We start from the raw sequence: 19,159 nt of genomic DNA, 5'->3' as shown, positions 1-19,159 counted from the left end.
AGATACTGCTTACGACGGCAACGAAGACACGCTTTGCGTTGTCCTATCTGCTCTCTTACCAATTCGGTTCTGCCGCCAAGGGCCGGCTCTTCAATTTCTACGGCGTGGTTCCGCCGACATCGCCAACGTTTTCAAATACGAAGGTCCGGATGCGCTGAAGCTCGAAACCTTCGAATTTTTCTCCCGCGGGTTCGGTGGACCGCAAAACGATACTTTCTTCACCCGCATCTACTGGGATTCCTCCAACAACGGGTGGACGACGACAATCGCGACGCCCGATGCGCCTGACGCTTCGGGCAAACACCGCATTCTGGCCTGCGTCGACGTGTTGCTCGACGATCTGATGAAACGAACCGCCAATCCAACGCTGCCAGGCGCCAGGGCCAAAATCTTCGAGACGGATACTGAAGGTACGCTTATCTTCGATGGCAAATACACCGATGCGATCACCGCGAGCGCCGGCGCAGCCTCGCTGACTACCAGCCATTATTGAAGGCAAGCAAGGCGATCGGACCAGGTTCGGTGGCCCTCGTCGACAGCGCCGGTGAAATTGCCGCTGTCGTCCGGATCCCGGATACGCCCTGGGCGCTCGCCGTCCACTATCCGAAATCTCTGTGCGGCCCGCCATTCTCACCAATCTCGGAATCGTCGCCGCGGTCGGGCTGCTCACCCTATTCATCGAAGTCTTCATTCTCCGTTCGATCCTGCAAAAGCAGGTCGCCGAACCGCTGGTGAGATTGATCCGCGCAACGCAACGGGTCGCCCGTTCCGGCGTTATCGTTGCCAACGACGCCCTGCCCACGCACTCCGACGACGAGGTCGGCGATCTGCCAGCGCCGTTATCGCCATTCCGCCATCCATGAAACGCGCCGGCGCTGGTGCCTGGGAGATACCGGTCGCGCATACTCGTCATGCGTAATGGGGACGGATGATTCGCTTTACTTGCAGGATGGCGGGGACAAGATCGAGGGCTTCGGTGGCCGTTTCGCCAACGCATTCACCGGCGCAGGCGGAACAGGTATGGCTTTCCGGCTCGATGACAACGTCATATCGTGTCGTTCGGCAACGGCCCGGACGGCGCCTCATTGAGCACCACCTTCCCGCCGGCGCGTTTCATCGCCCGTGCACCGCCGCGACATCGGCATGATCGAGGACTTCGTTCTGTAAGACCAGGACGTTGGCCACAGTGAACACCTCCTCCTCCTCCTTAGTGGCATCGACATCCGATTGCCAAGCATAAAGTTGCTCCCCGAGACGATGACAGCGCCGTCGTCGCCTTCGCTGTCGAAGAGTGCGATGCTCATGACGCTCCCGTCTTGACGAAGCGGTGGTCGACATGGCAACGCTCGAGATTGTCGGTCAAAGCGCGTCCGAAATCATCGGCGGCGACGGGACCGATCACATGTGACGGCAAGTCCGGCCCAAACCGCCTGGTTGCCGCCTTTGCCGCCGCGGACGATCTGGTGCAGATGAGTGTGGAGTTCAGCTAAGGCCAATCGCGGCTGCACAACACCCGGCAACCTGAATTGCAGATCGAAGTTGCGGCCAAAGGTTTGAGTTTCTTGAAGGGCGCGCCTGAAGTTCGATCAAAAGTCCGTTGAGGCTTGCTTATCCAACCTCCTATTGAAGTGAAATGTTTTGCACTTCAGGCGCAGCAAGCCAGTTTAAACCTCGAAAGCTTCCTTCAGACCGAAACTCTTGCGCTCCCGCAGATCGAGATCCGTCTCGATGTGCGAAATATGGTGGAGCATGAGATGGCACGCTCTCTCAATATCGTTACGCTCGATGGCCGCGATGATGTCGCCGTGTTCCGCATGGCCGCAGCTCGACACACTTGACTGGCCGTAAAGGGCAATGACGAGTGAGGAGCGGGCGATGAGCTCCTCCATAAAGCGCTGCATGATTAAATTGCCGGAAAACGAGGCAAGCATGAGATGAAAATCCCCGGACGCTTTAATCTCGGCGCGGCGTGCGGACTGGCCACGCTCGTTCATAAGCCGGCCTTCCTCGATCAGAAGCTCCTTCAACTGTCGAATCTGAGAGGGCGTGATCTTCCTTGCTGCTTCGCTCAGAATCCCGGGCTCAACCAGTCGGCGGGCGGCGAAGATCTGCCGGGCCTCTTCCGGCGAAGGATAGGCAACGAAAGCGCCCCGGTTCTTTTCGACGTTGACAAGCCCTTCATAGGAGAGAGCCTGCAAAGCGGCGCGTGCCAGCGTGCGGCTGACTTTGAATAGATTGCCGACATCGCTTTCCGAAAGTTTCGTGCCTGGCGAAAGTCTGCGCTCGACGATCGCTTCGCGAATGGCATCGCGGATCTGCTGTGCGCCGGTTTCAGTGGGATTGTTGATCGTATGGAGCGCGTCGGCCGTGGAGTTCATGAAATCGAATACCTGATAATCGGCCGGATGATATCCGCGCCCGTTGCAAAAGTTAAACGGAATCTGTCGTAAAGGCGATGCCAAATTGTATACAATCAACCGCCCACATTGCGGACAAAAAGCCTATTTCGTGTGCAGGCGCCGCTTTGCTTCATGAGGCGTGTTTAACAAGCTCTTGGCAGAAAACCTTACACTAACAAGCTGTTGATGCAGTGCGACGGAACTGGCACAGCAGATGCATTGTCTTTCTCGAACAGAGGGAGACACGATGTCGAAGGCGGCAGAGATCGATATAGCATCCGTTTCGAAGGTCTACGGAACGACAACAGCCGTGCATGCGATCAGCCTGAAGATTCCGGCTGGCTCCTACTGCTGCTTTCTCGGTCCGTCCGGCTGCGGCAAGACGTCGACCCTTCGCATGATCGCCGGTCATGAAAGCATCTCGTCGGGCGATATCCGTCTTGGAAACATCGTCGTTACCGATTTTCCGCCGGCCAAGCGCGGCACGGCGATGATGTTCCAATCCTACGCGCTCTTTCCGCATCTCGATCTCATCGACAACGTCGCCTTCAGCCTGAAGATGAAGGGTGTCGACAAGGACGAGCGCCGGGCTAAGGCGCTTGAGATGCTGAAGCTCATGCAGATGGAGGCCTATGCCACGCGGCGCCCGGCACAGCTTTCCGGCGGGCAGCAGCAACGCGTCGCGCTCGCCCGCGCGCTGATCACTGATCCGGAAGCCTTGCTGCTCGACGAGCCGCTGTCGGCACTCGATCCGTTCCTTAAGATCCGCATGCGCGCCGAGCTGAAGAAGCTGCAGAAGACGCTAGGGATCACCTTCGTGCACGTGACGCACAGCCAGGAGGAGGCCATGGCGCTCGCCGATATCATCGTCATCATGAACGACGGCAGGATCGAGCAGGCTGCCGCGCCGCGTCAGGTCTTTGAGCGCCCGGCGACGGCCTTCGTCGCCCGCTTCATGGGAGACCACAACGTGCTTTCCGGCCGGGTGGTATCTAGCGACGACGGCGTGCTGACGATGACCGTGCCCGAGGGGCAGAGTTTTTCCGTGCGCGGAACCGGCAGCGGCGTGGGCGAGGCGATCGACATCGGCATCCGTACCGACCGCGTGCGTCTGCAGAAGGTCTCCGAAAAGACCCTCGGCTTCAACGGCATCGTCTCAAACATCGAATATCGCGGCGCGTCGGTGAAGATCAGCGTCATCGGCGCAGGCAGCGATGACTTCACCGTTATCGCGAGCGACGGCGATTACTTCGCCACACCCGTATCGGTCGGCGATCCGGTGTCTCTGAGCTGGGCCCTGGAGGACGCAATCCTCCTTGGCCGGACTTCCGCATAAATTCCAAGCATCACAAAAGGGGAACTGACATGACGACTGAAACGAAGACAACCAAGGCGGCAAAGGGAATCTCCCGCCGTTCGCTACTGAAGGCCGGCGCTGCCGCTGCCGGCGCGATTGCCGGCTCCGGCCTCATCACCGGATTTCCGACCATCTGGGCGCAATCGAACATCACGCTTCGCCAGTTCGGCACCGGCGTCTCGAACATCAATGCGATTGCCGAAAAGTGCAAGGCCGATCTCGGCATCACGCTGGAGATGACGGCGACCGATTCCGACGCCGCCGCCCAGCGCGCCGTCACCCAGCCGGACAGCTACGACGTCGCCGACATCGAATACTGGATCGCCAAGAAGGTCTTTCCGACCGGCGTCCTGCAGCCGATGGACGTCAAGAAGCTCAAATATTTCGACAAGATCGTGCCGCTATTCATCAACGGCAAGCTGAAGCCGGACAGCGTCATCGCCCAGGGCACGGCGCCGCACACGGTCGGCTTCGTCGAAGCGCAGGGGTCCAAGAAATTCGCGAAGGAGCCAACCCAGTGGATGACGATGGTTCCGACCATCTACAACGCTGACACGTTGGGTATCCGTCCGGACCTGACCGGCCGCCCGATCACGAGTTGGGCCGACATTCTCGATCCCGCGTTCAAGGGCAAGACCGCGATCCTCAACATCCCCTCGATCGGCATCATGGACGCCGCGATGATCATGGAAGCTGCCGGCAAGATCAAATATGCCGATAAGGGCAACATGACGAAGGCAGAGATCGATAAGACAATCGACTTCCTGATCAAGACCAAGGGTGACGGCCAGTTCCGTGCCTTCTGGAAGTCTTTCGATGAAAGCGTCAATCTGATGGCATCGGGTGAAGTCGTTATCCAGTCGATGTGGTCGCCGGCGGTTGCCGCCGTTCGTTCGAAGGGTATCGCCTGCACCTTCCAGCCGCTCAAGGAAGGTTATCGCGCCTGGGGCGGTGGTCTCGGCCTTGCCTCGCATCTCAAGGGTGCTCAGCTCGACGCGGCCTATGAATACATCAACTGGTACACGTCCGGCTGGGTCGGTGGTTATCTCAACCGCCAAGGCTACTATTCAGCCTGCATGGAAACTGCCAAGCAATACATGTCGGCCGACGAATGGGGCTACTGGATCGAGGGCAAGCCTGCGCAGGGCGATATCCTGTCTCCGGAAGGCAAGGTTATGGAGAAGGCCGGCGCCGTTCGCGATGGCGGCTCATTCGAAGCCCGTATGGGCGCGGTCGCTTGCTGGAACTCGGTGATGGACGAAGACCGTTACATGGTCCGCCGCTGGAACGAGTTCATCGCCGCCTAAACGCCGCCCTCAAATCAAATCCTCCCCCGCAAGTGGGGGAGGACGCTAACGGAGAAACCGATATGGCGGCAATCGCTTCCTCAGAAGACCGAGCAGCACAAAAAGTAGATAGCGGACGTCGTCTTGGCGTGCCGCTGTGGCTCGTCTCCTATCTCCAGGCAGCGCCGCTATTCTTAATTCTGGGTTTTTTTCTCCTGCTGCCGATTGCAATGATCGGTGTCGTCAGTTTTTGGGACTATGATTTTGCGGGTCTCTATCCTGATTTCCTGACCACGAACTACACCGATACGCTGGGATCGTGGGTCACCTGGAAGACCTATCTCAACACCCTGAAATTCACCGCTATTGTCTGGGCACTGACGCTGGTGATCGGCTTCTGGGTCGCCTATTTCCTCGCCTTCCATATCCGCCGCACGACGACGCAGACGATCCTCTTCCTCGTCTGCACCGTACCGTTCATGACGTCAAACATCATCCGCATGATTGCCTGGATCCCGGTGCTGGGGCGCAACGGCCTTGTCAATTCGGCCCTGATCGAGATGGGGCTCATCCCGAAGCCGATCGAATGGTTGCTCTATTCCGATTTTGCCGTCGTGCTCGCCATGGTGCATCTCTATACGCTGTTCATGGTCACCCCAATATTCAACACGCTGATGCGCATCGACCGCTCGCTGCTCGAAGCCGCCCGCGACGCAGGCGCCAGCGGCTGGCAGGTCCTCTGGAACGTCGTGGTGCCGCTTGCCAAGCCTGGTATGGCGATCGGCACGATTTTCGTCGTCACCCTGGTCATGGCAGATTTTTCGACCGTGCAGGTCATGTCCGGCGGGCAGAGCGCCTCCATCGCTCTGATGATGAAAAATCAAATGTCGCTGCTGCAATATCCGGCCGCGGCCGCCAACGCGGTGGTGCTGCTGATCCTCGTCCTGCTGATGGTTTCCGCCATCCTGCGGGTCGTCGATATCCGCAAGGAGCTTTGAGATGAACCGCGAAAAGCGCAGCCTGGAATTCTATGTTCTGGCGATTTTTTTCATTGTCTTCGTGTTGTTTCTCTACGGCCCGCTTTCGGCGGTCATCATCCTTTCTTTCCAAGGACCGGATGGCGGCCTGACTTTTCCGCTAAATGGCGTCTCGCTGCATTGGTTTGCAAACCTCTTCGAGAAGCAGGCGGTCGGCGACTTCGGCGCATCGTTTCGCCGATCGTTATTGCTCGGGCTGATGGTGATGGTCGTCACGGTCGTCGTGTCCTTGCTAGCCGGCCTTGCCTTCCGACGCCGTTTCCGCGGAGCATCGCTGCTGTTCTACGCAACGGTCGCCAGTCTGGTAATTCCGTCCATCATCATCTCTCTCGGCATCGGCGTCGTTTTCCAACGGGGCGGCCTTGCTCCGGCCTGGTATTCGTCGGCATTCGGCGCGCATTTGACGTGGACGCTGCCCTTCGGCGTGCTGATCATGTTTGCCGTTTTCAATCGCTTTTCGCCGGCTTACGAGGAGGCTGCGCGCGATCTCGGGGCAACGTCGTGGCAGACCTTCCGCCATGTCGTGCTGCCGATGATCGCGCCGAGCCTGATCGGCGTCGGCCTGTTCGGCTTCACGCTGTCCTATGACGAGTTTGCCCGTACTCTGATGACATCGGGCACCTACAACACGCTGCCGCTCGAAATCTACGGCATGACCACCAACGTCACCACTCCTGTCCTTTATGCGTTGGGAACGGTAACGACCCTCTTTTCGTTCACCATCATTCTCGTGGCGCTCGGCATCATAACCATGCTCGGTCGCCGGCAGGCCAAGAAAAGCTGAGATCATGCGTTTATTGCTCATCAATCCGAATACCACCGCATCGATGACCGAGAAGGCTGCGATTGCCGCTCGCGCCGTCTCCGCATCCGGCACGAACATCATCGCCGCCACGTCACGAATGGGACCAGCCTCGATCGAGGGATATTATGACGGTGCGCTTGCTGTTCCCGGCTTGCTCAGCGAACTTAGGGAACGCCGGACAATAGGTTACGATGCGGCGATCATCGCCTGTTTCGATGATACCGGCCTGGAGGCCGCACGGACGTTTTCGGATGTCCCTATACTTGGGCTTTGCGAATCCGCGGTTGCGACCGCCGGTTTTCTCGCCCAGCGCTTCACTGTCGTGACGACGCTGGAGCGTTCGCGCGTCTTGATCGACAACCTCGTTCGACGTTACGGCATGGGCGGGCGTGCGAAGGTGCGCGCTTCCGATATCGCCGTGCTGGAACTCGAGGATGCCGCCTCCGGCGCGATCGGCAAGTTGCGGGCGGAAATCGAACGCGCGCTCGAAGAAGACGGGGCGGAAGCGATCGTGCTCGGCTGCGCCGGCATGACAGATCTTGCGCGCGAGTTGCAGCAGACCTACAGCGTGCCGGTGATCGACGGTGTCGCGGCTGCTGTCAAGCAGGCGGAAGCGCTGGTATCGCTCGGCCTCTCCACCAGCAAGCGCGGCTCCTATGCCTCTCCGCTGCAAAAGCGCTTTACCGGCGCGGTGAGCGAGTTCGGCAGCGTGACCACTGATTGAGCCACAGCATTCATGCCATGCGTCCTATTGCAGCCACGGCGATAGTTGTTTCAAAGCTCAAGGTACAGACTTCGGGACGGCCGAGTCGCGCAGCATCCCGGCTGGTCCAGGTCTCGCCAAATCATTGCACTGTTCGTCAATTCCGAATCCGGAAGTAACATAATGCAGGATCTCGTGTTGCGCGTGCCACTATTGCCAGCGACAGGCGGGCGCGTGGTGCTGGCCCTGCACGACTTGCCGCCACCAAGTATGTCATTTCCCGCGGTCATGCCACCGAATGCTCGCGACCGCCCATGAAACGGTGACAGTGGCCTCGCCTCTCAGGGGCACTGCCATGCTCTCGGATGCGTCGCAATAGACTGAAATGCGAGGAGTCAGTTCAATGATGACAAATTACTAGCGTGTGGTTGCCATGCGGCGTTCCAGGCGATCGAGCCGGTAATTCGCCTCCTTCTGAGTTTTTTTCACATTCCTCTCCGACCGGAAGCCCTGCAAACCGCAGAGAGGTGCCCTCCGGCAACAACAACTTTGGAGCGGCCGAAGAAGCCGGGGCGCTGGACTCATGTGCAGTGCAACACCGATTGTCACTTGCAATGTTTATAAAAATGTGTATCACTAAACATATTGCTAAACATGGATTGAGGAGTTCATGTAGGCATTCTCTGAAATTGGTGAACTTGCACGTCGGCAGGGAAGCCGGCTTTGGTTCTGGGAGGAACGTATGCAAACGAAATCGAAAGCCCTTCTCGGGCTGGCCTCGGCATTCATCCTGTCGTCAGCGCTGCCCAACCTCGCAAAAGCCGAACAACTCACACTTTGCTGGGCTGCTTGGGACCCGGCGAACGCGCTTGTCGAACTCTCGAAAGATTTCACCGCCAAGACCGGCACCCAAATGAAATTCGAGTTTGTTCCGTGGACCAACTACGCGGACCGGTTCCTCAACGAACTAAACTCTCACGGAAAACTCTGCGATCTGATCATTGGCGATAGCCAGTGGATCGGCGGATCGGCCGAAAACGGGCATTACGTCAAGCTAAACGACTTCTTCCACAAGGAAGGCATCAAGATGGATGACTTCGTGCCGGCGACGGTCGTGGGCTACTCGGAATGGCCGAAGAATACGCCGAACTACTGGGCGCTGCCCGCGATGGGCGACGTGGTCGGTTGGACCTATCGCAAGGATTGGTTCGAGCGGCCGGAACTGAAAAAGGAATTTAAGGAGAAGTATGGCCGGGATCTCGCTGCCCCGAAAACCTACGACGAGCTAAAGCAAATTGCCGAGTTCTTCCAGAAGCGTCAAATCGACGGCAAAACCGTCTATGGCGCGTCGATCTACACCGAGCGCGGCTCGGAAGGCATCACTATGGGCGTGACGAACGTGCTCTACGACTGGGGTTTTGAGTACGACAATCCGAAAAAACCATATGAAATGCAAGGCTTCGTCAATTCGCCCGATGCGGTGAAAGGCCTGGAATTCTACAAGGCACTTTATGATTGCTGCACTCCGCCGGGCAGCTCCAACGTCTACATGGTTGAGTCCGCCGATGCCTTCAAATCCGGCCAAGTCGCAATGCAGATGAACTTCGCCTTCACCTGGCCGGGCCTCTACAAGGACGAGAAGGTCGGCGGTGACAAGATCGGGTTCTTCCCCAATCCTGCTGAAAAGAAGCATTTCGCTCAGCTTGGAGGACAGGGCATCTCCGTCGTCTCCTATTCCGACAAGAGGGACGCTGCCCTGCAGTATATTAAGTGGTTCGCCCAGCCTGAAGTCCAAGCCAAATGGTGGCAGCTCGGCGGCTACTCCTGCCTGAAATCGGTCGTGAATGCACCGGACTTTGCCTCCAGCCAACCCTATGCCCAAGCGTTCCTGGACTCGATGGCGATCGTCAAGGATTTCTGGGCCGAACCGAGCTACGCGACTCTTCTCCAGGACATGCAGAAGCGTATCCATAACTATGTCGTGGCCGGCAATGGCACTGCCCAAGAGGCCCTGGATGGCCTGGTGAAGGATTGGGACGAGGTCTTCAAGGACGACGGCAAGATCTAGTGTCCGGCTGGATGCACAGCATGCTTGCCGAAATGGCGGCCCGAATTGCCAAGACTGCCGGGCCGCCACGTTGTCTCACATACGGAAAGACCAGGTGACATCTTGAACATTTCCTCTTCATCCATGGTCGAGAAGGCAGCAGACGCGACCGCAAGGGCGACGCCAATATTGGTCGCTCACCGCGTCCGCGGTCTGTCCGATCGCGCAATCGCCTGGGTGTTCATCGCCCCCACCATCATCCTTCTTCTCGCCATCAACATCTTCCCGCTCATCTGGGCTATCTATCTTTCGTTTACGAACTATCGTGCCAATCGTCCAAATGCACCGGTTCAGAACGTCGGATTGAACAATTACGAGCGTGTCCTGACCGATCATGACATCTGGCAGGCAATGCAGACGACGGCGCATTTCGTGTTCTGGACTATCCTGCTGCAGACGGTGATCGGCTTCACGCTCGCCTATCTTATCGACCGCAAGTTTCGCGGCCACGCGTTCTGGACAACGCTGATCCTGATACCGATGATGCTGTCGCCGGCGGTCGTCGGCAACTTCTGGCGCTTCCTCTACGAGCCGCAGATCGGCCTATTTGCCTACGCCGTCTCCCTCGTCACCGGCATACCGACAGCCGAGATTCAGATGCTCGGCAGTGTCTCGCTTGCACCCTGGGCGATCATCATCGTCGATACCTGGATGTGGACCCCCTATGTGATGCTGATATGCCTTGCGGGCCTGCGCTCTATTCCGGACTACATTTACGAGGCAGCCGAGGTCGATCGCGCATCCGCATGGCGTCAGTTCTGGTCGATCACCGTGCCCATGGCCCTACCCTTCATCATGCTCGCCGTGCTTTTCCGCGGCATCGAGAACTTCAAGATGTTTGACATGGTCACGCTCCTGACCGGCGGCGGCCCAGGCTCGACCACCGAAGTCGCCTCCATCACGCTGAAGCGTGCGGCCTTCGAAAGCTGGGCAACAGGTCGGGCCTCTGCTTTCGCCATTGTCCTCTTCGTGGCCGTGTTCGGTCTCGCCAACATCTACGTCAAGGCACTCAACAGGGTAAAGCAACGATGAGTTCCGTCACCTCAGCCCATTCGGTCGTAGAGCCGAGCCCGACCAGCAAGCGCATTGCCGGCGCTATCGTAATCCTCTACGCCTTGATTACCCTGATCCCGCTCGTCTGGATTTTCCTGACCAGCATCAAGTCACCGCCGGATTCCATCAGCTATCCTCCCAAGATCGTTTTTACGCCGACACTGGAAGGCTATTGCAACCTTCTGACGACAAGGACGCGCCAGACGCCGGAATATATCGCTTCCCTGCCCACGCCGACCGGCACCTGCGACGAGGTGACACGCAAGCGAAACATGGTGATCGCCGGCCCCTCGAACTTCCTGCCGCGTTTCGCCAACTCGCTGGTGATCGCATTCGGCTCGACCTTCCTCGCCGTCTTTCTGGGAACTCTCGCTGCCTACGGCTTCTCCCGCTTCAGGGTGCCGCTAGCTGACGACCTGTTGTTCTTCATCCTGTCGACGCGCATGATGCCGCCCATCGCCGTCGCCATCCCGATCTATCTCATGTACCGCGAGCTTGGCCTTTCCGATACGGCGGTCGGCATGATCCTGCTTTATACGGCTGTCAATGTCTCGCTGGCGGTCTGGCTGCTAAAGGGCTTCATCGACGAGATCCCGCGGGAATACGAGGAAGCCGCGATGATCGACGGCTATACCCGTCTGCAGGCTTTCTGGAAGGTTGTCCTGCCGCAGGCAACCACGGGAATCGCCGCTACAGCGATCTTCTGCCTGATCTTTGCCTGGAACGAATACGCCTTCGCTGCCCTGCTGACATCAGGGGAAGCTCAGACGGCGCCACCCTTCATTCCGACCATCATCGGCGAGGGCGGTCAGGATTGGCCGGCAGTTGCAGCGGGAACGACGATCTTTCTCATCCCGATCCTCGTCTTCACTATTCTCCTGCGCAAGCAGCTCTTGCGTGGCATCACCTTCGGAGCGGTTCGCAAATGACGCATCTCATCGAAACACCGCCCCCTTCGCGGCCAAAGCGCCCCTTCTTCCTGCGTCGCGGTCCGATGGAAAACATCGCGACTACATTGATTGCGGTCGGATTTCTCATGCTCTTCCAGCCATTCCTGCTGGTTCTCTATACCTATTCGCTGGTGACGCTGCTCGCAGGCACGGCCATGTTCATCATCGTTTCGAAGTTCCCGGAGTGAGCCATGGCGGACATCAGAATCGAAAATCTCCGCAAGCAATTCGGCAGCTTCGTCGCGGTGCAGGATTCGACCTTCCGTATTCATGACGGCGAGTTCCTGGCTCTTCTCGGACCATCTGGCTGCGGCAAGACGACCACGCTTCGCATGATTGCCGGACTTGAACTTCCGACCAGCGGCAAGATCTATCTTGATGGCGAAGACGTGACTTTCAATCGCGCCAGTGCCCGGGACATAGCCTTCGTGTTCCAGCTTTTTGCGCTCTATCCTCATATGAACGTGCGCAAGAACATCGGCTTTCCCCTGCTCTCCCAGGGCATGCCGAAGGCCGAAATCCGCCAGCGCGTCGAGGAAACGGCACGGCTTCTGCAGATCGGTCATATCCTCGACCGATCCGTTTCTGGACTAGCCGGCGGCGACCGCCAGCGCGTGGCTCTCGGCCGGGCGATCGTGCGCCGTCCGAAATGCTTCCTGATGGACGAACCCCTTGGCACGCTCGATGCTGAGTTCCGCGAAGTCATGGTCCACGAATTGCGCGAACTGCACAACCGCATTCATGCGACGACAGTTTACGTGACGCATGATCAGCACGAGGCCATGGCGATGGCGGACAAGATTGCGGTCATGAACCATGGTGTCATCGAGCAATTCGCCACGCCGCAGGAAATCTACAACAAGCCAGCCACTATGTATGTCGCGGATTTCATCGGCTCGCCGCCGATGAATTTCATGCGCTTCACCTCGGGCCTTCAGACGGGAGCGCGGTCAATATCGCTCCACGGGGTCGACGTCAGCATTCCCGAGGTGCGCCAGGACTTGGCCGAAGCGGAACTCGCGCTTGGCGTCAGGCCTGAAGATATTCGCTTCAGCGATGCCTCTCCTTTGCGCGGAGCTGTCTACGGCAGCGAATATCTCGGGACCAATCAGGTGGTGGCAATCGAGACGTCGAGCGGCGTTATCAAGGCCCGCGTCTCTGCAAACCGCAACTTTCGTATCGGTGAGACGGTTGGTCTTGAGCTCAACCCAGCCAAGCTCGCGCTGTTCGATTGCAAGTCGGGCCGCGCCATTGCTTCGGCGCTTTATTCGGAGGCTCGGCATGGCTGACGTCCTTCTCAAGGGCCTCAATAAGCGTTTCGGCGATACACAGGCTCTCGCTGATTTGGACCTTTCCATCCTCGACGGCGAATTTGTCGTCCTGCTTGGGCCAACGGGTGCCGGGAAGACAACGACGCTGCGCCTTATTGCCGGACTGGAGCGCCCCGACAGCGGCCAAATCGAGATAGCTGGTCGCAATGTCGCAGGCGAAGCTCCGGCTGACAGGGACGTCGCATTCGTCTTTCAGCAATATTCGCTCTATCCCCATATGACGGTCTACGACAACCTCGCCTTCCCGCTGCGAGCGCCAGTGCGCAACCTCAGCAGCGAAGAAGTCGACCGACGCGTGCGGGAAATTGCGCGCATGGTCAGGATCGATCACAAGCTGGAGAACCGTTCGACACGCCTGTCGGGTGGCGAAATGCAGCGCGTTGCCATTGGGCGGGCGCTGGTGCGCCGTCCGGCCATCTATCTCATGGATGAGCCACTCTCGTCACTCGATGCAAAGCTACGTGCGGAACTGCGCCTGGAACTCAAGCGGATTCAGAAGGAGCTCGGTTCGACGCTGCTATACGTAACCCATGACCAGGTCGAAGCCATGACGATGGCGGATCGGATCGGTATTGTTGCGGAAGGAAGACTGTTGCAGGTCGGAACGCCCCGCGAGATCTACGACAATCCTGCCAGTCTTCATGTTGCGGCTCGTCTTGGCCAGCCGCACATCAACCTGTTGCCCACCGATCTTCTTCCCGGCGCCAATCCGCCGCCCGGGACCAAGACGATCGGCGCGCGAACAGAACACCTCGATATCATTGTCGATCCTAACGCCAATGCCAAAATCGAGTGGATCGAGCATTTGGGAGACCAGAACCACCTGCACATCCAGGTGCATGACCACAAGCTCGTGACACTTGCTGATCCATATCTCGCGGTCCGGCCGGGTGATCGAATTAGCTTGACGCTGCGCGATCCGCTCTATTTCGACGCCAGCGGCCAGCGCCTCGGATAAGCAAACGGAAATGAACGAACGCACCAGTACGCAAAGACGGGTCTCACTCCATGAAACATTTCTTCAATCGCCGGGAAACCATCGTCACCGAAGCTCTTGACGGCCTGCTCCTGACCAGCAGCGCCGGTCAACTCGCCCGCCTGGATACCTTCCCCGAGATCAAGGTGATCCTGCGCGCGGATTGGGATAAGTCGAAGGTTGCGATCGTCTCCGGCGGCGGAGCCGGTCACGAGCCTTCGCATATCGGCTTCGTCGGCAAGGGCATGCTTACTGCGGCCGTATCCGGAGAGATCTTTGCCTCGCCCAGCGTCGATGCTGTGTTGGCAGCCATCCGCGCCGTAACGGGGCCCAAGGGCGCTCTCCTGATCGTCAAAAACTATACGGGTGACCGTCTGAACTTCGGTCTTGCCGCCGAAAAGGCGCGTGCTGAAGGGTTCGGCGTGGAGATGGTGATTGTCGCTGATGACATCGCAATCCCTAGCATCAACCAGCCGCGTGGCGTTGCCGGTACGCTGTTCGTGCACAAGATCGCGGGCTATCACGCCGAAGCCGGCGCTGACCTGGAGACGGTCGCAGCCCAGGCGGCGGCCGCGGCAAACGACGTCGTTTCGCTCGGCATGTCGCTTTCGACCTGCAGCGTGCCCGGCCAGGCGTATGAAGATCGGCTTGGCGCCGAGGAAGGAGAGCTCGGTCTTGGCATCCACGGCGAGCCAGGCGTCGAACGCATTTTGCTACAGCCCGTTGCCGATCTGGTGGCCACCATGAGCCATCGATTGGCCACCAAGCTCGACGAGGCAAAAGACTATGCGCTGCTGATCAATAACCTTGGCGCAGTGCCACCGCTCGAGATGGCCGTTGTCGCCAATGCGGTGCTGTCCTCACCTCTTTCGGACCGTGTTCGACTGATCATCGGGCCCGCACCAATGATGACCGCACTCAACATGAACGGCTTTTCGCTTTCGCTTATGCCGCTGGATGCTGCTCGCGAAGCGGCACTGAAAGCTACGGTCCAGCCGCGTGCCTGGCTCCCGGCCACCGACCGGCACGAGATCGCCATTGTTCCTGCACCGCAAGTCTCCGCATTGCATGCGGCGACGTCGGCCAGCGACCACAGTCGGAATCGTCGCTTATTGACGGCTCTTTGCGAGCATCTGATTTCCCTGGAGGGGGAGCTTAATAGGCTGGATAGCCGCGTCGGCGACGGGGATACGGGTTCCACCGTTGCGACAGGAGCGCGTAGCATTCTTTCCCGTATTGACAGGCTGCCGCTGAATGATCCTGCTGCCACCATGGCCTCGGTCGGCGAGATCCTGAGCACCAGCATGGGCGGATCGAGCGGCGTTCTGCTCTCGATCTTCTTTACGGCTGCATCCAAAGCCATGGCGGAAAAGGCCGATATCGCTGCCGCGCTGCTTGCGGGGCTCGATCGGATGACGTTTTATGGAGGGGCCAGCGTTGGCGACCGTACGATGATTGACGCATTGGCGCCAGCCCTCTCTGCCTTGACATCACATGATGTCGCGGCCGCGGCAAGGGCTGCGGCAGCTGGCGCCGAGTCGACGGCGGCAATGCGAAAAGCAAAAGCTGGCCGCGCCTCTTACGTTGGAGAGAGGGATCTGGAGGGAGTGCCGGATCCGGGCGCGGTGGCTGTGGCAAAAGTGTTCGAAGTTGCAGCATTGCTGACATAGCTGGTGCTGCTGGGAGGATAACGCGTGCAAGCGGAACCGATTCTTCTTGCGGGATTGATTGAAGTTTGCCGGGCGACGATTGCGGCAAATAGCGATCATCTCTGTGCATTGGATCGCGCAATCGGTGACGGCGATCATGGAACCAACATGCAGCGCGGCTGTGAAGCGGTTAGCGCCGAAGAGGCAACGGTCTCAAGCCTTCCCCTGCCAGACGCGCTTGAAAGGATCGGCCTGACGCTGGTGATGAACATAGGCGGTGCGGCTGGCCCACTCTACGGAACGCTGCTAATGGAGATGGGACGTGAGCTTCGCAAATCGGACCTCGAACAGGACTTTTCCTCGGCGTTAAAGCAGGCCATTGATGCCGTCGCCCGCCGCGGGCGTTCGCATCCCGGAGATAAGACCCTGCTCGACGTGCTGTATCCTGTGCAAGACGCTCTTGCGCACCGTTCGCCATTGACCGATGTCGTGCGTCGAGCGGAGCTTTCCGCCGGGTTTACCGCTGGCATGAAGGCCATGCGCGGCCGGGCAGCCTATCTTGGGGACCGTTCGATCGGCCACGTTGATCCGGGCGCCTCGAGCTGCGCTCTTCTGACAATTGCGATCTGCCGTTACCTGGAGGAGCACCGCCTGACATGAGTGTGAAGACCCCAAACGTCGGGATTGTGATCGTCTCCCACTCGCCGCTGGTCGCGCGCGGCACGGCCGACATGGTGCGGCAGATGGTGGGCGACAGCGTGCCGCTCGCCTGGTCTGGCGGCAATAGTCACGGAGAGCTCGGCACGGATGCCACCGGCATCCTGACGGCGATAGAAGAGGCCTGGTCAGAGGCAGGAGTCGCCGTGTTCGTTGATCTCGGCGGGGCCGAAACCAACAGCGAGATGGCCATCGAAATGCTTGGTTTGCCGCGCGCAAAGCTTATCTCGATCTGCAATGCACCGGTGGTGGAAGGTGCAGTCATCGCGGCTGCCGAGGCCTCCGGCGGGGCGTCCCTGGCAAAAGTTGTGGCGACGGCAGAGGAACTGTCACCCTGATGAGTGGCGGGTTGCGCATAGGAAACCGGGAGGCCGAACAAGTGCATGCCAGCTGCCAGACGGAGGTCGAGGTGAAGCACGGGGTAGGCTTGCACGCCCGCCCCTCGGTGACGTTCACGCGGCTGGCAAAGTCGTTTCCCTGCTCGATTGAAGTCGCCGTCAACGGCAGCGACGTTTGGCTGAATGGCAAGAGCATCATCAAGATCATGGGCGCCAGGATCCGCAAGGGATCCATGCTGAAGATTCGCGCCGACGGAATCCTTGCAGAGGAGGCAATCCAGGCATTGAAGGACCTCATCGAGCGCAACTTCGATGAAGAAAAGAAACATGGCCGCACCGCTTAGATTGAAAGCAACGAGCGCCTCTCCAGGGATCGCATCCGGGCCGGCTCATATCGCCGAGTCAACAGCCGTCGCTGCCCTGTCACAGTCGCCCGTTTCGGGCCACGCGGAACTCGCAAAGGCGATTGAAACCGCTATCGATGAGCTTCAGAACCTCGCCAAGCGCACGGACGCAGACGGCGGCGATATCATCGATTTCCAGCTCGAAGTGCTTCGCGATCCAACGATCGCCGAAAAGGCAGGAGCGCGTATCGATGCAGACGAGAATGTCGTATTCGCGTGGATCGGCACACTCGACGGATACATCCATGAACTGGAGAGTGCTGAAGAAGACGAGATCCGGGCACGCGCCGTCGATCTTCTGGACGTCAAGAATCGCGTACTTGCGGCGCTGACGGGAACGCCGGTAAAGGACTTTCCAACCGGATCTATCTACGTCGGCATGGACATGGAGCCCAGCCGTTTCCTCGCACATGACTGGGCTGGCGGCGGCGGCATCGCGCTCTACGCGGGCAGTGCCGCTGGCCATGTCGCCCTTCTTGCCAGATCACGCTCGGTCCCCATGGTTATCGGCGCGGGACGTTTCGTCATCGCTGAGCGCCAACATATACGCGTCGATGGAGATACCGGCACGATCGTTCTTCAGATGGACAAGGAGAGCGCAACGCCAACCCGGACCGAACTTCCAGCGTCAAGGATAGTACCGGCTGAAGATAACGGGATGCTGCAGACGGCGGATCGCGCGCAAATTCTGTTGTCTATCAACCTCAACGCCCCTGATGAAATCGACGGAATCGCCGCAACGACGGCGGCAGGTATCGGTTTGATGCGCTCCGAATTCGCAGTGGCGTCACTTGCTGATGCCGCAAACGAGGAGAAGCAACTCGCCATCTACCGCCGCGTTCTTGTCTGGGCTGGCGGCAGAGGGGTAACGATCCGCATGCTCGATGTCGGCGGCGACAAACCGCTCTCCGGTCTTGCGACTTCTCCCAAATTGCGCGGCATCCGCCTTCTTCTTGCGCGGCCCGAGATCACGCGCGTTCAAGTGCGTGCGTTGTTGCGTGCAGCCATCTTCGGCCATCTGCGCGTCATGCTGCCGATGGTGACTTTTCCGTCGGAAGTCGATGATATGCGACAGATCTTTCAAGAAGAGGCCGCCGAGCTTGCGCGCCGGGGCGTGCCGCACCGCCTGCCTTCGATCGGCATGATGGTGGAAGTGCCGGCTGCAGCGCTAATGCTGGAGCAGTTCGAAGGCGCGGACTTCTTTTCATTCGGCACCAACGATCTGGCGCAGTATCTCGCTGGCTCGACCCGCGAAGATACCGATTTTGCCGCACACCGCGAGAAGGTCGCGCCGGCTATATTGCGCCTGCTTGCTTATGCCGTGAAACTTGCCGGCAGCAAACCGCTCAGCATCTGCGGCGACATGGCCGGCGATCCGCACCTGACAGCCGAACTGCTCGCAGCCGGGATCCGGCATTTTTCCATGGCGCCCGCTCAACTTCCCGCGATAAGATCGGCTATCATCGGTTTGAACGCCGACGGGACAAAGGCAGCCGGAGAATAAAATGGCGCGCGAAGAAACCGAAGACGCCATTATCGCCTACAAGTCAATTCTGGCGCAGATCATCGACAACCGACCTTCCGGAACCCGTCAGCGGCTGGCCACGGAAATGGGCAAGCATCGCAGCTTCGTCACACAAATAACAAGCCCGACCTATGCGACGCCTCTTCCAGCGCGGCATCTCGCGACGATCTTCCGAGTGTGTCATGTCAACGCCGCCGAACAGGAGCGTTTTCTGGAGGCCTACCAAAATGCGCATCCCGGTAAACTGCCGGAGCTTGGCGCCTCGGACAAACTACGGCATCTTTCGCTCATGGTCCCTGATTTCGGTGATGAGCGGCGCAACCGGCTGCTGGAGGAAGCGATCGCCGATCTCGTGCAGAAGATTGCCGCAATTTCCGGACCGTCGGATTGAACGCGCTGCGCATAGAGCGATTTTGGGAACGTGCGAGCGGTTTCATCCCGAATTCCGTAAGAACAAAGAGATAGGGGAAAAACGGTTCCATGAAACGCTGAACCGCTCTAGTGCGACAAGACTGAGACGAT

20 protein-coding genes and 1 pseudogene are annotated in these 19,159 nt (G+C 59.0%); 18 read left to right on the top strand and 3 right to left on the bottom strand.

The annotated features are described in order from the left end of the window. Positions 1 to 97: 97 nt before the first annotated feature. The gene (locus QDY28_RS22225) at positions 98 to 487 is read right to left on the bottom strand and encodes a hypothetical protein (protein ID WP_331383784.1); all 390 of its coding nucleotides are present in this window, start codon (positions 485 to 487) and stop codon (positions 98 to 100) included. Positions 488 to 614: 127 nt separating this feature from the next. Between QDY28_RS22225 and QDY28_RS22220 the strand changes: the two genes are divergently transcribed. Then, complete coding sequence (locus QDY28_RS22220) at positions 615 to 863, top strand: hypothetical protein (RefSeq protein ID WP_331383796.1); 249 nt, start codon at positions 615 to 617, stop codon at positions 861 to 863. Here QDY28_RS22220 and QDY28_RS22215 read toward each other — a convergent pair. After that, positions 799 to 1,053, bottom strand: a pseudogene (locus QDY28_RS22215) (IS66 family transposase zinc-finger binding domain-containing protein); the annotation flags it as partial. The gene QDY28_RS22220 and the pseudogene QDY28_RS22215 overlap by 65 nt on opposite strands. Before the next feature lie 611 nt (positions 1,054 to 1,664). After that, positions 1,665 to 2,378: a GntR family transcriptional regulator gene (locus QDY28_RS22210; RefSeq protein ID WP_331383783.1), complete on the bottom strand. Its 714-nt coding sequence runs from the start codon at positions 2,376 to 2,378 to the stop codon at positions 1,665 to 1,667. A 268-nt stretch (positions 2,379 to 2,646) separates the two neighbouring features. Here QDY28_RS22210 and QDY28_RS22205 point away from each other — a divergent pair, with 268 nt between their 5' ends. The 17 genes from QDY28_RS22205 (at position 2,647) to QDY28_RS22125 (ending at position 19,028) form a co-directional block, all read left to right on the top strand. Beyond that, on the top strand, positions 2,647 to 3,735 hold the full coding sequence (locus QDY28_RS22205; protein WP_331383782.1) for an ABC transporter ATP-binding protein: 1,089 nt from the start codon (positions 2,647 to 2,649) through the stop codon (positions 3,733 to 3,735). 29 nt (positions 3,736 to 3,764) lie between these two features. Beyond that, entirely contained in the window at positions 3,765 to 5,063 is a 1,299-nt protein-coding gene (locus QDY28_RS22200) for an ABC transporter substrate-binding protein (RefSeq protein WP_331383781.1), read from the top strand. A 62-nt stretch (positions 5,064 to 5,125) separates the two neighbouring features. Further along, positions 5,126 to 6,040 (top strand): ABC transporter permease, encoded by a 915-nt coding sequence (locus QDY28_RS22195; RefSeq protein WP_331383780.1) that lies wholly within the window; start codon positions 5,126 to 5,128, stop codon positions 6,038 to 6,040. Position 6,041: 1 nt separating this feature from the next. Beyond that, positions 6,042 to 6,863: an ABC transporter permease gene (locus QDY28_RS22190; RefSeq protein ID WP_331383779.1), complete on the top strand. Its 822-nt coding sequence runs from the start codon at positions 6,042 to 6,044 to the stop codon at positions 6,861 to 6,863. 4 nt (positions 6,864 to 6,867) lie between these two features. Continuing rightward, positions 6,868 to 7,608, top strand: a complete 741-nt coding sequence (locus QDY28_RS22185; protein WP_331383778.1) for an aspartate/glutamate racemase family protein — start codon at positions 6,868 to 6,870, stop codon at positions 7,606 to 7,608. Between the two features lie 721 nt (positions 7,609 to 8,329). Further along, a complete protein-coding gene (locus QDY28_RS22180) occupies positions 8,330 to 9,655 on the top strand; it encodes an ABC transporter substrate-binding protein (RefSeq protein WP_331383777.1) in 1,326 nt (441 codons plus the stop codon). 102 nt (positions 9,656 to 9,757) lie between these two features. Beyond that, complete coding sequence (locus QDY28_RS22175; protein WP_331383776.1) at positions 9,758 to 10,726, top strand: carbohydrate ABC transporter permease; 969 nt, start codon at positions 9,758 to 9,760, stop codon at positions 10,724 to 10,726. After that, positions 10,723 to 11,676, top strand: coding sequence for a carbohydrate ABC transporter permease (locus QDY28_RS22170; protein ID WP_331383775.1), 954 nt, complete (start codon positions 10,723 to 10,725; stop codon positions 11,674 to 11,676). Before QDY28_RS22175 ends, QDY28_RS22170 begins: the two co-directional genes overlap by 4 nt. Further along, positions 11,673 to 11,885 (top strand): hypothetical protein, encoded by a 213-nt coding sequence (locus QDY28_RS22165; RefSeq protein WP_331383774.1) that lies wholly within the window; start codon positions 11,673 to 11,675, stop codon positions 11,883 to 11,885. Before QDY28_RS22170 ends, QDY28_RS22165 begins: the two co-directional genes overlap by 4 nt. A gap of 3 nt (positions 11,886 to 11,888) precedes the next feature. After that, a complete protein-coding gene (locus QDY28_RS22160; protein WP_331383773.1) occupies positions 11,889 to 12,986 on the top strand; it encodes an ABC transporter ATP-binding protein in 1,098 nt (365 codons plus the stop codon). Beyond that, positions 12,979 to 13,986: an ABC transporter ATP-binding protein gene (locus tag QDY28_RS22155; RefSeq protein ID WP_331383772.1), complete on the top strand. Its 1,008-nt coding sequence runs from the start codon at positions 12,979 to 12,981 to the stop codon at positions 13,984 to 13,986. Before QDY28_RS22160 ends, QDY28_RS22155 begins: the two co-directional genes overlap by 8 nt. A 50-nt stretch (positions 13,987 to 14,036) precedes the next feature. After that, positions 14,037 to 15,674, top strand: a complete 1,638-nt coding sequence (locus tag QDY28_RS22150; protein ID WP_331383771.1) for a dihydroxyacetone kinase subunit DhaK — start codon at positions 14,037 to 14,039, stop codon at positions 15,672 to 15,674. A gap of 24 nt (positions 15,675 to 15,698) precedes the next feature. Beyond that, positions 15,699 to 16,313, top strand: coding sequence for a dihydroxyacetone kinase subunit DhaL (dhaL, locus tag QDY28_RS22145; protein ID WP_331383770.1), 615 nt, complete (start codon positions 15,699 to 15,701; stop codon positions 16,311 to 16,313). Then, on the top strand, positions 16,310 to 16,708 hold the full coding sequence (gene dhaM, locus QDY28_RS22140; protein WP_331383769.1) for a dihydroxyacetone kinase phosphoryl donor subunit DhaM: 399 nt from the start codon (positions 16,310 to 16,312) through the stop codon (positions 16,706 to 16,708). Before dhaL ends, dhaM begins: the two co-directional genes overlap by 4 nt. Further along, a complete protein-coding gene (locus QDY28_RS22135) occupies positions 16,708 to 17,052 on the top strand; it encodes an HPr family phosphocarrier protein (protein ID WP_331383768.1) in 345 nt (114 codons plus the stop codon). Before dhaM ends, QDY28_RS22135 begins: the two co-directional genes overlap by 1 nt. Further along, positions 17,036 to 18,616, top strand: coding sequence for a putative PEP-binding protein (locus tag QDY28_RS22130; protein WP_331383767.1), 1,581 nt, complete (start codon positions 17,036 to 17,038; stop codon positions 18,614 to 18,616). The genes QDY28_RS22135 and QDY28_RS22130 overlap by 17 nt, the downstream gene beginning before the upstream one ends. Before the next feature lies 1 nt (position 18,617). Further along, complete coding sequence (locus QDY28_RS22125; RefSeq protein WP_331383766.1) at positions 18,618 to 19,028, top strand: hypothetical protein; 411 nt, start codon at positions 18,618 to 18,620, stop codon at positions 19,026 to 19,028. Positions 19,029 to 19,159 lie beyond the last annotated feature (131 nt).

The sequence above is a fragment of the Rhizobium sp. BR 362 genome (genome assembly GCF_036528765.1).
Lineage (GTDB): Bacteria > Pseudomonadota > Alphaproteobacteria > Rhizobiales > Rhizobiaceae > Rhizobium.
The sequence above is the reverse complement of the archived record's forward strand: the minus strand, read 5'-3'. Positions and strand labels throughout refer to the sequence as shown.

Bases quoted from the DNA above. Each gene is read 5' to 3' on its own strand.
- QDY28_RS22150 (WP_331383771.1), top strand. From the start codon at position 14,037: ATGAAACATTTCTTCAATCGCCGGGAAACCATCGTCACCGAAGCTCTT.
- QDY28_RS22225 (WP_331383784.1), bottom strand. From the start codon at position 487: ATGGCTGGTAGTCAGCGAGGCTGCGCCGGCGCTCGCGGTGATCGCATC.
- QDY28_RS22125 (WP_331383766.1), top strand. From the start codon at position 18,618: ATGGCGCGCGAAGAAACCGAAGACGCCATTATCGCCTACAAGTCAATT.
- QDY28_RS22135 (WP_331383768.1), top strand. From the start codon at position 16,708: ATGAGTGGCGGGTTGCGCATAGGAAACCGGGAGGCCGAACAAGTGCAT.
- QDY28_RS22190 (WP_331383779.1), top strand. From the start codon at position 6,042: ATGAACCGCGAAAAGCGCAGCCTGGAATTCTATGTTCTGGCGATTTTT.
- QDY28_RS22205 (WP_331383782.1), top strand. From the start codon at position 2,647: ATGTCGAAGGCGGCAGAGATCGATATAGCATCCGTTTCGAAGGTCTAC.
- QDY28_RS22180 (WP_331383777.1), top strand. From the start codon at position 8,330: ATGCAAACGAAATCGAAAGCCCTTCTCGGGCTGGCCTCGGCATTCATC.
- QDY28_RS22195 (WP_331383780.1), top strand. From the start codon at position 5,126: ATGGCGGCAATCGCTTCCTCAGAAGACCGAGCAGCACAAAAAGTAGAT.
- QDY28_RS22185 (WP_331383778.1), top strand. From the start codon at position 6,868: ATGCGTTTATTGCTCATCAATCCGAATACCACCGCATCGATGACCGAG.
- QDY28_RS22130 (WP_331383767.1), top strand. From the start codon at position 17,036: ATGGCCGCACCGCTTAGATTGAAAGCAACGAGCGCCTCTCCAGGGATC.
- QDY28_RS22160 (WP_331383773.1), top strand. From the start codon at position 11,889: ATGGCGGACATCAGAATCGAAAATCTCCGCAAGCAATTCGGCAGCTTC.
- QDY28_RS22200 (WP_331383781.1), top strand. From the start codon at position 3,765: ATGACGACTGAAACGAAGACAACCAAGGCGGCAAAGGGAATCTCCCGC.
- QDY28_RS22165 (WP_331383774.1), top strand. From the start codon at position 11,673: ATGACGCATCTCATCGAAACACCGCCCCCTTCGCGGCCAAAGCGCCCC.
- QDY28_RS22210 (WP_331383783.1), bottom strand. From the start codon at position 2,378: ATGAACTCCACGGCCGACGCGCTCCATACGATCAACAATCCCACTGAA.
- QDY28_RS22155 (WP_331383772.1), top strand. From the start codon at position 12,979: ATGGCTGACGTCCTTCTCAAGGGCCTCAATAAGCGTTTCGGCGATACA.
- QDY28_RS22170 (WP_331383775.1), top strand. From the start codon at position 10,723: ATGAGTTCCGTCACCTCAGCCCATTCGGTCGTAGAGCCGAGCCCGACC.
- dhaM (WP_331383769.1), top strand. From the start codon at position 16,310: ATGAGTGTGAAGACCCCAAACGTCGGGATTGTGATCGTCTCCCACTCG.